Genomic DNA, 12797 nt, shown 5'->3' on the forward strand with positions numbered 1-12797 from the left:
AGCTTTTGACTCCGAACAGGTGATAGAACCATTCGCACGTCGGAGTCAAAATTAAAATTGCTTAGCCCAATTTTCTAAAAAGTAGTTTCATTGTTTGGAAATTGTGGTAAAATAGAATTAATAAAAACTAATAACTAAAATAATTCTAATTTGTGGTATTGCTGTCACCTGCCCCGCGCAGATGGCAGCTTTCGTCGTTTTAAGGGTAATGAAGTTGACTCTCGTTATCAATTAGAAAGGTGGAATTTTCATTGGAAAACATTCAAACTAAAACAGCTTACATGGATCAAGTCGAAAAACAGGAGCGTCCTGTCAGCGAATTTTTACAAAAACACGGAGAGTTACTCGCAGCAGTTATAAGCGGTATTCTCATCGCCTTTGCCTTTGTATTAAAGGAGGCCGCTCCCTATTTATTTGGTGCCGCGTTTTTAATCGGCGGGTTTGCTAAAGCGAAAGAGGGCATTGAAGACTTAGTCTTTGAAAAATCGTTAAATGTTGAGATCCTGATGATTTTAGCGGCGATTGGTTCCGCGATTATCGGCTACTGGGCAGAAGGTGCGATTTTAATTTTTATTTTCTCATTAAGCGGTGCGCTTGAAACATATACACTCAATAAAAGTGAACGCGACTTATCTGCTCTTATGGCTCTTCAGCCGGAAGAAGCTCTTGTCATCCGCGATCATAAAGAAATCATTATTCCAGCTTCACAGTTAGTACTTGGTGATCATGTATTAATTAAACCAGGTGAGCGCATTCCAACAGATGGGCGTATTATTAAAGGCCGCTCATCGATTAATGAAGCAGCGATTACTGGTGAATCGATTCCTGTTGAAAAAGCACTGCAGGATGATGTATTCGCAGGAACAGTAAACGTAAACGGTGCATTAACGGTTGAGGTAACAAAACAAAGTGAAGAAACATTATTTCATAAAATTATTGAGCTTGTGCAATCTGCAAAAAGTGAAAAATCACCGTCACAGCTTTTTATTGAACGTTTCGAAGGTCTTTACGTAAAAAGCGTCCTTGCAGTTGTTGGATTAATGCTGTTTTTACCGCACTTTATTTTAGGATGGAGCTGGCAGGAAACGTTTTATAGAGCAATGGTGCTTTTAGTTGTCGCTTCCCCGTGTGCGCTTGTAGCCGCGATTATGCCGGCAACACTTTCTGCGATTTCAAATGGCGCGCGAAATGGAATTTTGTTCAAAGGTGGTCTTCATATTGAAAAGCTTGGCGCGATTAAAGCTGTGGCATTTGATAAAACAGGTACATTAACAACAGGAAAACCAGAAGTAACTGACATGTTGGTTCGAAACGATCTTGAAGAAGACACATTATTAACGATTGCCGCTTCCATTGAACGTCATTCTACACACCCACTTGGTCAAGCAATTGTCCGCTGTGCCGAGAAACAAGAACTTTCTTTCCTACCTGTTGAAGAGATGGAGGACGTATCAGGCTGGGGCGTAAAAGCAGAGGTTAACGGGCAAAGCTATAAAATTGGAAAACTTTCATTTGTAAACGAAGCAAGTGCAAAAGCGTTTCACAGCGGTGCAGCTGAAACACTTCAAGCAGAAGGTAAAACCGTTGTATTTATTGAAGATGAAAAAGGCATTGCCGGGATGATTGCCTTAAAAGATATTGTTCGAAAGGAAACAGTTACAGCGATTAAAGCATTAAAGAAAGTCGGCATTCATACGATCATGATTACAGGTGATAACGAACATACCGCAAAAGCGATTGCAAAAGAAGCGGGCATTGATGAATATTTATCAGAGCGCCTTCCTGAAGAAAAGTTAAATACGATTTCTGAGTTAAAAGAAAAGTACGGCATGGTTGCGATGGTTGGTGACGGCATTAATGATGCACCCGCTCTCGCAAGCGCCAATATCGGAATTGCAATGGGCGCCGGAACAGACGCGGCATTAGAAGCATCTGATGTTGTGTTAATGAAAAATGACTTAATTCGTATTTCAGAAGCCATCGCCATTTCACAAAAAATGAAGAAAATCGTCAAGCAAAACATTGTATTTGCACTTAGTGTGATTTTACTGTTAATCGCTTCAAACTTCCTGCAGTTTCTATCCCTTCCGCTTGGCGTGATCGGTCATGAAGGCAGTACAATTCTCGTTATTTTAAACGGTCTTCGCATGTTGAAAGAATAAGAGATAAACGAAAAAAGCGAGGTTGACTTCAATCGTCAGCCTCGCTTTTCATTATTTTAAAAACCTGAGCAAATCACCATGAACAATTTGGTCTGACAGCTGCAGTTCTTTTTGCGCTATTTCAACCGTTTCTTTACAGTTTCCATATGGAAGCTTTGTTTGTGAGGATTTGTCATAGCACACGCCCTCTGTATAGACAAGCTCCTCTGTTACAAACTCCCCATCGCGAAAAATAACAAGCTGCTCGCGATTTTTTGAAAAAAGATCCTGACCAAACTGCACAGTTCCTTTTGTATCAATTCCTAAAAGGTGGAGGATTGTTGGTTTTAAATCAATTTGCCCAGCTGTTGTGTGAAACACTTTCCCTTGTTCACCAGGAATATGAATAAATAGCGGCACACGCTGCAGTTCGATTTGATCGACTGCTGTAAACGACTCTCCAAGCGCTTCTTCTAACGCTTCTGTATAACTATTTGAAATGCCATAATGATCACCATACATAATGATGATTGAATTTTCATATAATCCTTTTTTCTTTAAGCCCTCAATGAACCGGCGCACTGCTTCATCTTCATATCTTACCGTTGTAAAATAGCGATTTACAACCCCTTCTTCTGTTTCAAGCTCTGTAATCATTTCATCTTTTTGATCAAGAAGAAATGGAAAATGATTAGTAAGCGTTAGAAACTTTGCGTAAAAGGGCTGTGGAATCTCATCAAGATGCTGCAAGGACTGCTCAAAAAACGGAATATCTTTTAAACCGTAATTTACTGAATTTTCTTCTGTAACCTGATAATCTTCTTTTGAAAAATAGCGATCATAGCCGAGTGTTTCATACATCACATCGCGATTCCAAAACGTTTTGTCATTGCCGTGAAAAGCGGCTGAATAATAGCCCGATCCTTTTAAAATCGCCGGGAGGGCGTTGTATTCATTTTCGGTTTTTCTTACAAACGCTGAGCCGCTTGATAACGGATAAAGCGAATTATCAATTAAAAATTCAGAATCAGACGTTTTCCCCTGTGCAGTTTGATGATAAAAATTGTTAAAATAATAGCTTTCGTTCATTAACTCATTTAAAAACGGGGTAACTTCTTCCCCATTTACCTTCTTATTAATCACAAAGCTCTGCGTCGATTCTAGCGAAATTAAAATTACATTTTTTCCTTTTGCAGCGCCAAAATAAGTAGGATGAGGAGAAACATATTTTTGTGCGGTATAATCCGATGCTTCCTTCACATCCTTGTCAGTTGCAAACACATGGTCTGTTGAAAGAAGTGATTGACGGTATAAATCATACATGTGGTAATGAAAAATCCCGAAGTTTGCCACAATGGTTTTGCGGTCATAATTAACTTTAAAAACTTCTGGATTGTTTAGTTTCACAAGGCCGAGATGAGCCGCAAATAAAAGCAAAGCCACTAACGCAATAAGGTGTTTTTTTCGCTCGGTTATCCTTTCCGCTTGTGGCCTTTCTTTTCGAATTAACCACCATATCACCGCAATATCAATAAACAACAAAGTATCTGCCGAGTAAATCAGTTCAAGTGTGCTTGGTCCTAAACCGCCGACATTTTTAAATTGAAAAAGAATTGGCAGTGTTACAAAATCAATATAAAAACGATAATATAAAACATTTATATATAAAATCGCCGTACCGATTATATTCATCACGAGGATCCATTTAGCGTGAATTTTTTTTGAAAAGAAAAAGCTGAACCCAATTAATAACAAAACAGAACTAATCGGGCTTATAAATAAGATGAGTTCTCCTAACAGTGTATCTCTTGAAAAACCAATAAAAAGTTTATAAACAAGATACGTTTTAAGCCATAACAAAATGACTGTCCATCCGTATAATCGAAAGCTTGTCTGCTTCCTCTTTACTTTCATCTATCATTTCCTCACTTTCACTGCTTTCATCTATACTATGACTTTTATTTCGTTTTAATCGTATTATTTTCCTATTCCCTAGTGAGATTTCTATGAAACAATTAGGTATACTATTCTTTACGATTGAACTACCCCTACTTAACAACCTTACGGTTTGTTTGAAGAAGGGGATTCCTAAGAACACCAACCTATCGGTCAGTTATTGATTAGGCTATCCCTGTTGTTCCAACAGTTAGAAGTCTTATTGCTTCATTCTTGATATTGATACTTGCGTTAATATCTCTATCGTGATGTTTATTGCATGATGGACATTTCCATTCTCTAAGGTTGAAATTCTTAACGTCTTTGTTTTTATAGCCACAACAAGAACATAGTTGAGAACTTGCAAATGTTTTTCCAACAACAACTAATTGTTTTCCATACCACTTACATTTGTACTCTAACATAGTTCTGAATTGTGACCATGACACTTCACTAATTGCCTTTGCAAGATTACCATTTTTAAGCATATTACTTACAGACAAATCTTCAATCCCGATGGTGTCGTGGTTCTTGACAATCTCGGTTGAGATTTTATCCAAGTAATCTTTACGAGCATTGGTGATCTTTTCGTGGATGCGAGCAACCTTTATTTTTTGTTTCTGATAGTTTTTTGCTTCATACAAAGGCTTTTTCTTTTTGATCGCTAACTCTTTTTGTCTTGAAAGAATACGTTGTTCTTTTGCTAATTGCTTTTCTAATGTACGGAAGAATTTAGGATTAGCATACGTTTTACCATTAGAAAGAATAGCGAAGTCTTTTAATCCAACGTCAATACCAACAGATGAGTTTACTTTAGGAAGTTCCTTTGCTTCTGTTTCAACAAGAATAGAAACGAAGTATTTTCCACTTGGGTTACGTCTAACAGTTGCGCTTAAAATTCTTCCTTCAACTTCACGACTTTTGGCGAACTTAACAAGTCCAAGTTTAGGGAGTTTGATTTTATTTTCTACAATCGCAATATTTCCATTTGTACGTTTCGTTATATAGGATTGTACGTTATTCTTTTTAGATTTAAAACGTGGTGCTTTATTTTGTTTCTTAAAAAAACGGTCATAAGCATCTGCAAGATTTTTTACAGAAGATTGAATAGCAATACTGTCTACCTCTTTTAACCATTCGTATTCTTTCTTTAAAGAAGGAAGTTTAGAAGAACAAGAACTATACGTTAATCCTTTTCCTGTTGTTTTGTAAGTATCATTCTATTTAGCAAGGAAATGATTAAATACAAAACGACTGCAACCAATTGTTTTATTGATTAAGGTTGCTTGTTCTTTGTTTGGATAGATTCTAAATTTATAAGCTTTATTCACTAACATTGTTTTCACCTCCTTTTATGTATATACTAATCATACACTAGATATAATTATATATATTAAGTATATACATTTTTTCGGAAAAGGAAAAGGAAGGTGATAATAATGGAACGTATTTCAAAGTTGATTAAATTTCCTGCTGATTTAGTAGCAGAAGTTGAAAAGTACCAAAAGGAAAATTACATTTCAAGTTTTGCAGGTGCCGTATATGAATTAATAAGAAAAGGATTAAACAAGTCGGATAGTTAACATGTCATACGACATGCCCTATCCTAAGGCGATTCATCCCCTCCCTACTCATTGGGCTATCGCCCTTCACATTCCTTGAGGAAGGGATATTCTCGCCTATATCATGATAAATGGTTGATTTAGTTTCAAAATAGTTAACACTGAATGTATCTATTTTAATCGGTAAAACGAATTGTAACAATCATAATGATAGGAGGAGAAGCTTTTGCCAAAAAAGAATGTTGACGATTATGTACAAAAAGGCTTGTATGGTGTGCAGGATACAAAACCAGAGGAAAGAAAGCAGTTTTTAGGCACATTACGAGAGCGTGTTGTTGTTGCGCTTACTCAGTCTCAGGTGCGAAAAACTGGAACCGTGAAAGAAGTAGAAGAATTAATGAAAGAAAATCCTAAAGCACGGCTTTATTTAAACGGAAACATGAATTACACGTATTTATGTGATTATATGAAACTTGCCGATACGCATCATATTTCCTACCGTATGGTTACAGATAAAGAAAATGAAACAGACTTAGGCCTTGTTTTAGCATATGATACGGCCATTGATAAAGAACATATTTATATTGAGGATAAAGAAGAGAAACGTGATTCTAAAGGGGAAGAACAGAAAGAATCCTTTTTTTCAGCAATTTGGAATGCTTTGAATAAAAAATAAGAAAAGGCTGACTCGTGAAAGTCAGCCTCTTGTTTATCCCTATTACCATGTTCGAAACGGCTGTGATCCAGGCGGGGCCATTTGAATGATCTCCCATAATGGAATCGTATAAGCAATTGCAATTAATACAAACGCTGTTCCAATCCATATCCACCAGTTTTCAAAGATTTTCGGTGTTTGAAGCGCATCTTCTGCCGTTTCCGCAATTGGAAATTCTTCTTCATCTGACTGCGGGGCTCCGGCCCATAAATAAATAACCGCCCCAATCATCATCATTGCTGAAATAAACAGAAGTACGCCGCCAACAGCCATTGTAACTTGATTAACAAGTAATCCTTCAAACCATCTTAACGCATCGGGATGATCACCATATGTTGTAAAAGCTGTTCGTCTTGGTGCCCCAAACAGACCTAAAATATGCTGTGACGTAGACATAAAGAACATTCCGACTGCCCAAACAATAATTTGGATTTTTCCAAACTTATTCATGCCTGCCGTTAATTTTCTGTTTGTTAAATACGGAATGAGCCAATACGTAATTCCAAAGAACGTCATCACAACCGGTGTACCGACTGTAATATGAAAGTGTCCAACAATCCAAAGCGTATTATGAACAACTTCGTCCATTTGAAAGCTGGCGTTCACTAAACCGCCTGCTCCGCCTGGAATAAAGAATAACATTGCAAGAAATAGAGCAAGAAATCTTACGTCATGAAACGGCAGCTTCTTAAACCAGCCGAATAATCCTGTTGCTCCTTTTGCGCGGCCCGCTAATTCGAAGGTCGCAAACATCGAGAAAGCTGTCATTAATGATGGAAAGACAACCATAAATGTTAAACATGTTTGCAGGAACTTCCAAAACGTTGAAATGCCTGGTTCCACTAATTGATGGTGAAAGCCTACAGGAATCGAAAACAGTAAAAATAAAATAAACGATAAACGCGCTAAGGAATCACTAAACACTTTTCCGCCAATAATTTTTGGTACAATCACATACCATGCCATATAAGCAGGCAGAAGCCAAAAATAAACAAGCGGGTGACCGAAATACCAAAAGAGGGAACGGCTTAATTCAACGTTAATCGTATCGACCCAGCCAAGTGACCACGGAATAATTTGAAACAAAACAGTTGAAACAACACCAAGACAGGCAATGATCCACATTATAATCGTAATTGTTGTCATAAAGCCAAACAGCGGTGTAATTTCTCCCTTATGTTTTTTCTTCCAGCCAAAATAATGAGCAAGCAGTGCAAAGCCACTAATCCATGTACCAACTATAAAGAGTGCTAAACCAATATAGAACAGCGGGTGTGCTTTTAATGGCACATAAAACGTATACATCACCGACGCTTCATTCATAACAATCATAATAGTGGCTAAAATGGTTCCGAGCGTCATCACGGAAAAGCCAAGCCAGCTGAATCGCCTTACAGCATTGCTGAGCGTTCCCATTGTCCGGCTCATCCCGGAAAAGAAAAAGCCGTAAATAAAATAAGTTGTAAAGACAAGTGCGAGTAATACACCGTGTGCCGTTAAAATTTGATAATAATTTAACCATGGCGGAAGCTCGAAGCCGCCGCTTCGCACTAATCCCTGCAGCACACCGCACAGCGTTCCTAAAAAGACGGCAAAATAACCAATCCCTATATGGACAAGACTTAAACGGGCATCTTTTCGATCAATCTTCCCAGGAGCTGTCATTGGACCACCTCAATTTCTGTTTTCATGTAATGATGGCCTGCACCACAATATTCATTACAAATAATTAAATAATTTCCTGGTTCTTTAAATGTATATTCTTTTTCACTTATATTCCCTGGAACAACCATCATGTTGACGTTCGTATCAACGATCGTAAAACTGTGGACAACATCTTGACTTGTTACACGGAAAATCACTTTCTTTCCAACGGGTACTTGAATTTCATTCGGTGTATAGGCAAATGCTTTTGCGATCATCGTCACTTCATACGTATCTTCATCAACTTTTTTTACGCCAGGTTCATTAAAAGGTGCGGTTTCCGCTACTTTTTTAGGATCGATTGTTTCCATACTGCTTGCCGGGTGCATGCCCATATGAAAAGCACTAATACCAAGTGTAAGTAAAAAAACGAATAGAGCTGCACCGCCAAATGTAAGCCAAACTTTTTCATACTTATGAATATGCATAATACTTCACCTCTTTTTTACATTCTCGATAAATACAGCTGAAAAATACTCACCCAAAAAAAGACGATAATGGCTCCAACCGCAAATACTGCAATGAGTGTTCCCTTTAAACTCGTTTCTTCTTTGCTTTTGTTTACTTTTTTATTTACTTTTTGGGATTGTGAAACATTTGGATTAATTTTTGGCATCACGCATTCCCCTTTCTTTACAACAAATGGTTAAACAGTTGATTTAATTTTTTGAGAAGCGTCTTGTTTTAAAGCGCTCTTTTGCTGTTTTTGCTTTTTGTGCGCTGATAAAGAATATTGCTTTTTTGACCAAAAGAATACAACATAAATTGGAATGATTAATAGAAGAGACAGCACCATTAAGATACCTTTCATATGCATTTTTGTCTGAAGTTCATCTTCATAACGATTCTTAAACTGGGCGGCACCTTCTACCTCTTGAATTTCTGTGTGAGACAAAAACGTTTCATTTTCTTTGTCATAAAACACAACATCTTTTGCTGTAAAATAGAAAATGCCATCGCGAACGCGGTGATAGCGATAAAAAGCACCGATAATTTGCTTGTTTTCACCGAAATACATCGTATTTAAAAGCTTTACAGATTTGTCTTTTAGATCATAATGTTCTTCTTTTAATTTCGCTTCCAATGTTTTGGCAAACTGAATTTCTTCACCTGTTACTTTCGCCTGAGCCGGTACAATGGCTAACAGTGAAAGCATCACGAGTGAACTAAACAAAAGAACTCCTTTACGAGCCATCTCGTTCTCTCCCTTGTCGTGTGATTTTCAAGCTGGTATTATCTATCATTTTTAGAAAGATTACCCCTTCCTCAAGGAATGTGAAGGGCGATAGCCCAATCAGTAGGGAGGGGGTGAATTTCCATCATTTATTACGAACACAAGTACGTAATAAATGATATAATAATCGTTGTACATCCTTGTACATGCTCATTGAAAACTGAACATATAAGGTTGTAGCAGGAAAAGACGCTCTGCTGCGTAAAATGTTCAAGCCTAGAGAAGCCGAAGATGCGTGATACATGACTAGCACAACGTGTGAAAATGGTGCAGTAGGCTTATTAAAAGAAGTCCCAAAGGCAAGAACGATGGGATAGAGGAGTTGGGCGTATTTAGACCGCCAATGTGTCAACTCCACTAACGTTAAGCGTTCAGAAATGTTCGATACGTTAGAAACCCCCACTTCAAATTTTCGCTAGAAAATTAAGTGGCGGGAGTATTCATCTGCTTGTTTAATTTCAATATCATAGATTGCAACGTTAGTTTATAAAAATAATCACTGTAAAGCTGTGACAAATCTCACAGTACAACCTTTAAATTAGGAAATAATGGCTACTTTTCGAACAAAAAATAAGGTTCACTCAAATGTTTGAGTGAACCTTATTGTATCTATCTATAAATCAACTATTTCGTTATGTAGTAGAACACTATTTATTTTCAAATAACATTTAATAATAGCCAACGAACGTTAAAAAAGGGACAAACACAACTGTTACACAGCCGCCTACTAAAAAAGCAAACAGTGAACGTTTCCAGCTTTTATCGACGATTTTAACTGTAGCTGCTGCAATAATTGAAAACAATATTCCAAATAAAAACGCTGCCGTTGGGTTTGTTGGCGTAATCCAGTCATACCAATGCAGAAAGTCCATTTTCTCTTCACTCCTTTTTTCTTGATTCTACCATGAAAGGATTTAGGTACAGGGACTTATTTTTGAAACCAATTGTTGGATAAACTCGTATATAATAAACAAAGAACAACGAGTGAGGTGAATATGATGGATTTTTTTGAACTGCTTCTTTCTGCCTTCGATCTTGGTACAGCTGTTGGCGGCGGAAGTACATCACCGCACAAAGTCCATATAAAGGAGTTAAAAAAACAGGAGAAATGGTTTTACGAGCTTTATCATGAAAACGAGAAAAAATTTCGCAAAATGATCAATACACATCCACGCATTGTTAGCTATCTTGAAGACGAGAAAAATATAAAACTATTAAAAAATGATGAAAACGAGCGGGAGCGGTTTATTGATTGGCTTCAAAGCGAATATGAGAAATGGGGACAATATTACTAGATAAAAAGGAGAAAAACAAATGGGGGAGGTGACTACTTTGTTACTAAGCATCTTACTGCCGATTTGGCTTTTGTACACCCTCATCATGATTCCTCTTCAGTATTCTTATATTAGCGGCATGAAAGAAAAGGAAAAGAAGTCAGGACTTACGCAAAGTCAGCTGTATGAGAACATGCCAGCGGCCGAAGAACAGCTTCACTCTCATATGCAGGGAAATTTTTTTAACTGGCCGGCAGCTTTGATCTCAAGTTTTATTTATAAACATCATCAGAAAAAGCACAGTCGTTCATAAAGATGATTTTGATCAAGAAAAACAATGTTAGCTCATAAAGTATACAAAGAGATTGGTTGTTAATTCGATATCGTCCGTCTGAGGTGTACATTTAGAGGTTTTTGTCCATTTGCGGGGTCAGACCCCTCCAAGAAAAGGATGTGAACAAAGTGAGTAATCATATTGTAGAAATTGATCAGCTTAGTCAGCAAATTCAGAAGCGGAACATCCTTGATAATATTTCATTAACGATTGAACAGGGAGAAATTTTTGGTCTTCTCGGTCCGTCTGGATCTGGAAAAACGACGCTTGTGAAGACAATCGCTGGAATTAGCCGCTGTACGTCCGGCAGTGTATCTGTTTTTAATCAACAGATGCCTTCAAAAAGGGTAATTAGTCAAATTGGTTATATGGCCCAGGCAGACGCTCTTTATGAAGATATGACAGCACTTGATAACGTAAACTTTTTCTCAGAGCTTTACGGTGTTCATAAAAAACGGAAAAAAGAACGAATTGAAGAAGTGTTCACACTCGTCGAATTAACAGAGCATAGAAAGCGGTTTGTTCATACGTTTTCTGGTGGAATGAAGCGAAGATTATCGCTTGCGATCGCGCTTTTACATGAACCGGCACTGCTTATTTTAGACGAGCCGACTGTTGGCATTGATCCACTGCTGCGCCGCAGTTTTTGGAAAGAATTTCAGCGTTTAAAGGAAAGTGGTGTGTCGATCTTAATTACAACACATGTCATGGATGAAGCAGAGCACTGCGACCGCCTCGGTTTTATTCGCGACGGCAAATGTACAGCTTCAGGTTCTCCTCATGAATTAAAAGAAGCCGCAAATGCACAAACAATTGAAGATGCTTTCCTATATTTTGGAGGTGCGCCATGCGAATCCTCACCCTCATAAAACGTCTTGTTAAACAGCTTTTTTATGATAAGCGAACTCTTGCATTATTATTTGCGGCACCACTGCTTATTTTCTCATTATTAAACTTTGTATTTTCCTCTCCTTCTGCGGCGGCTGTTATTGATCTAACATTTGATCAGGAAATGCTTTCCGAAAAACTTTCAAATACAGATGCTGTTGTAAATGTTGTTTCACTTGAAGAAGCAAAAAATAGATTGTTAGACGGGGAAACGGATGCTTATCTTGAAGGAAACGCCCGTGTTTTCACTGTGACACTTGAAGGCTCAGATCCAACGGCAAATCAAGCGGTGATGAATGTGCTGAAAAGTTTAGCACCGCAGCAAATCGAAGTAAACTACTTACACGGCAGCGATAGGCTTGAAACGATTGATTATTTTGCACCTGCTTTAATTGGCTTTTTTGTCTTCTTTTTCGTTTTCTTAATTTCAGGTGTTGCTTTTTTACGAGAGCGTACAAGCGGCACATTAGAGCGGATGCTTGCCTCTCCTCTTAAACGCTATGAAATTGTGCTCGGTTACTTTTTTGGCTTTGGGATTTTCGCAATTTTACAGACAATTCTTGTGCAGTGGTTTGCGATTTCGATTTTAGACATTTACTCAGAGGCGAATTTCTTTTCTGTTCTGCTCGTCAACAGCTTACTTGCGGCTGTTGCCCTGTCACTCGGAAGCTTTTTATCCACATTTGCAAAAAACGAGTTTCAAATGGTACAGTTTATTCCGATTGTAATTCTTCCGCAAATTTTACTGTGCGGCTTGTTTGATTTACGAAATATGCCGGGGTGGATTCTCCGTCTCGCTGACGTGCTGCCGCTTACTTATGCGGCCGATGCATTAAGAGGATTAATGATTCGCGGTGAATCACTTACTGATGTTTCCCTCTCACTGCTTGTCCTTGTTGGCTTTGCAAGCTTGTTTTTAATCGGTAATGTGCTGCTTTTAAGGAAATAGAAAAACAGGGGTCTGACCCCGCAAATGGACAAATACCATAAAATGTCCATGTGGAGCGTAC

13 protein-coding genes and 1 pseudogene are annotated in these 12797 nt (G+C 38.0%); 7 read left to right on the forward strand and 7 right to left on the reverse strand.

Features of this window, described 5'->3' with window-relative positions; translation table 11 throughout:
• Positions 1–281: 281 nt before the first annotated feature.
• The gene (locus DS031_RS18250; protein WP_113807529.1) at positions 282–2162 is read left to right on the forward strand and encodes a heavy metal translocating P-type ATPase; all 1881 of its coding nucleotides are present in this window, start codon (positions 282–284) and stop codon (positions 2160–2162) included.
• A gap of 51 nt (positions 2163–2213) precedes the next feature.
• On the opposite strand, the gene DS031_RS18255 is transcribed toward DS031_RS18250, so the two are convergent.
• Both DS031_RS18255 and tnpB read right to left on the reverse strand, forming a co-directional pair.
• Positions 2214–4055 carry an LTA synthase family protein gene (locus DS031_RS18255; RefSeq protein ID WP_113807496.1) on the reverse strand — a complete coding sequence of 614 codons (1842 nt, stop codon included), beginning with the start codon at positions 4053–4055 and terminating at the stop codon, positions 2214–2216.
• Between the two features lie 206 nt (positions 4056–4261).
• Positions 4262–5413: pseudogene (gene tnpB / locus DS031_RS18260) on the reverse strand (IS200/IS605 family element RNA-guided endonuclease TnpB).
• A gap of 102 nt (positions 5414–5515) precedes the next feature.
• On the opposite strand from tnpB, the gene DS031_RS23830 reads away from it, so the two are divergent.
• Together DS031_RS23830 and DS031_RS18265 are read left to right on the forward strand one after the other, a co-directional pair.
• Positions 5516–5659: a hypothetical protein gene (locus tag DS031_RS23830; protein ID WP_181833228.1), complete on the forward strand. Its 144-nt coding sequence runs from the start codon at positions 5516–5518 to the stop codon at positions 5657–5659.
• A 205-nt stretch (positions 5660–5864) separates the two neighbouring features.
• Entirely contained in the window at positions 5865–6314 is a 450-nt protein-coding gene (locus DS031_RS18265) for a YueI family protein (protein WP_113807497.1), read from the forward strand.
• Between the two features lie 42 nt (positions 6315–6356).
• Here DS031_RS18265 and DS031_RS18270 read toward each other — a convergent pair whose 3' ends face one another.
• From DS031_RS18270 to DS031_RS18290, 5 genes are all read right to left on the reverse strand, one after another.
• Positions 6357–8018, reverse strand: a complete 1662-nt coding sequence (locus tag DS031_RS18270; RefSeq protein ID WP_113807498.1) for a b(o/a)3-type cytochrome-c oxidase subunit 1 — start codon at positions 8016–8018, stop codon at positions 6357–6359.
• Positions 8015–8485, reverse strand: coding sequence for a cytochrome c oxidase subunit II (locus DS031_RS18275; RefSeq protein WP_113807499.1), 471 nt, complete (start codon positions 8483–8485; stop codon positions 8015–8017). The genes DS031_RS18270 and DS031_RS18275 overlap by 4 nt, the downstream gene beginning before the upstream one ends.
• 17 nt (positions 8486–8502) lie before the next feature.
• Positions 8503–8673 (reverse strand): cytochrome c oxidase subunit 2A, encoded by a 171-nt coding sequence (locus DS031_RS18280; RefSeq protein WP_113807500.1) that lies wholly within the window; start codon positions 8671–8673, stop codon positions 8503–8505.
• 30 nt (positions 8674–8703) lie between these two features.
• On the reverse strand, positions 8704–9252 hold the full coding sequence (locus tag DS031_RS18285) for a hypothetical protein (protein ID WP_113807501.1): 549 nt from the start codon (positions 9250–9252) through the stop codon (positions 8704–8706).
• A gap of 707 nt (positions 9253–9959) precedes the next feature.
• A complete protein-coding gene (locus DS031_RS18290) occupies positions 9960–10163 on the reverse strand; it encodes a hypothetical protein (RefSeq protein WP_113807502.1) in 204 nt (67 codons plus the stop codon).
• A 126-nt stretch (positions 10164–10289) separates the two neighbouring features.
• Here DS031_RS18290 and DS031_RS18295 point away from each other — a divergent pair, with 126 nt between their 5' ends.
• From DS031_RS18295 to DS031_RS18310, 4 genes are all read left to right on the forward strand, one after another.
• A complete protein-coding gene (locus DS031_RS18295) occupies positions 10290–10586 on the forward strand; it encodes a hypothetical protein (protein ID WP_113807503.1) in 297 nt (98 codons plus the stop codon).
• A gap of 37 nt (positions 10587–10623) precedes the next feature.
• Positions 10624–10878, forward strand: coding sequence for a DUF3949 domain-containing protein (locus tag DS031_RS18300; protein ID WP_425451993.1), 255 nt, complete (start codon positions 10624–10626; stop codon positions 10876–10878).
• A gap of 149 nt (positions 10879–11027) precedes the next feature.
• Positions 11028–11768: an ABC transporter ATP-binding protein gene (locus tag DS031_RS18305; protein ID WP_113807505.1), complete on the forward strand. Its 741-nt coding sequence runs from the start codon at positions 11028–11030 to the stop codon at positions 11766–11768.
• Positions 11747–12736, forward strand: a complete 990-nt coding sequence (locus DS031_RS18310) for an ABC transporter permease (RefSeq protein WP_113807506.1) — start codon at positions 11747–11749, stop codon at positions 12734–12736. The genes DS031_RS18305 and DS031_RS18310 overlap by 22 nt, the downstream gene beginning before the upstream one ends.
• Positions 12737–12797: the final 61 nt, after the last annotated feature.

It is taken from the genome of Bacillus taeanensis, assembly GCF_003318295.1.
In the GTDB taxonomy this organism is placed as follows: domain Bacteria; phylum Bacillota; class Bacilli; order Bacillales; family UBA6769; genus Maribacillus; species Maribacillus taeanensis.

Bases quoted from the DNA above. Each gene is read 5' to 3' on its own strand.
- DS031_RS18280 (WP_113807500.1), bottom strand. From the start codon at position 8,673: ATGCCAAAAATTAATCCAAATGTTTCACAATCCCAAAAAGTAAATAAA.
- DS031_RS18295 (WP_113807503.1), top strand. From the start codon at position 10,290: ATGGATTTTTTTGAACTGCTTCTTTCTGCCTTCGATCTTGGTACAGCT.
- DS031_RS18270 (WP_113807498.1), bottom strand. From the start codon at position 8,018: ATGACAGCTCCTGGGAAGATTGATCGAAAAGATGCCCGTTTAAGTCTT.
- DS031_RS18310 (WP_113807506.1), top strand. From the start codon at position 11,747: ATGCGAATCCTCACCCTCATAAAACGTCTTGTTAAACAGCTTTTTTAT.
- DS031_RS18275 (WP_113807499.1), bottom strand. From the start codon at position 8,485: ATGCATATTCATAAGTATGAAAAAGTTTGGCTTACATTTGGCGGTGCA.
- DS031_RS18250 (WP_113807529.1), top strand. From the start codon at position 282: ATGGATCAAGTCGAAAAACAGGAGCGTCCTGTCAGCGAATTTTTACAA.
- DS031_RS18290 (WP_113807502.1), bottom strand. From the start codon at position 10,163: ATGGACTTTCTGCATTGGTATGACTGGATTACGCCAACAAACCCAACG.
- DS031_RS23830 (WP_181833228.1), top strand. From the start codon at position 5,516: ATGGAACGTATTTCAAAGTTGATTAAATTTCCTGCTGATTTAGTAGCA.
- DS031_RS18285 (WP_113807501.1), bottom strand. From the start codon at position 9,252: ATGGCTCGTAAAGGAGTTCTTTTGTTTAGTTCACTCGTGATGCTTTCA.
- DS031_RS18255 (WP_113807496.1), bottom strand. From the start codon at position 4,055: ATGAAAGTAAAGAGGAAGCAGACAAGCTTTCGATTATACGGATGGACA.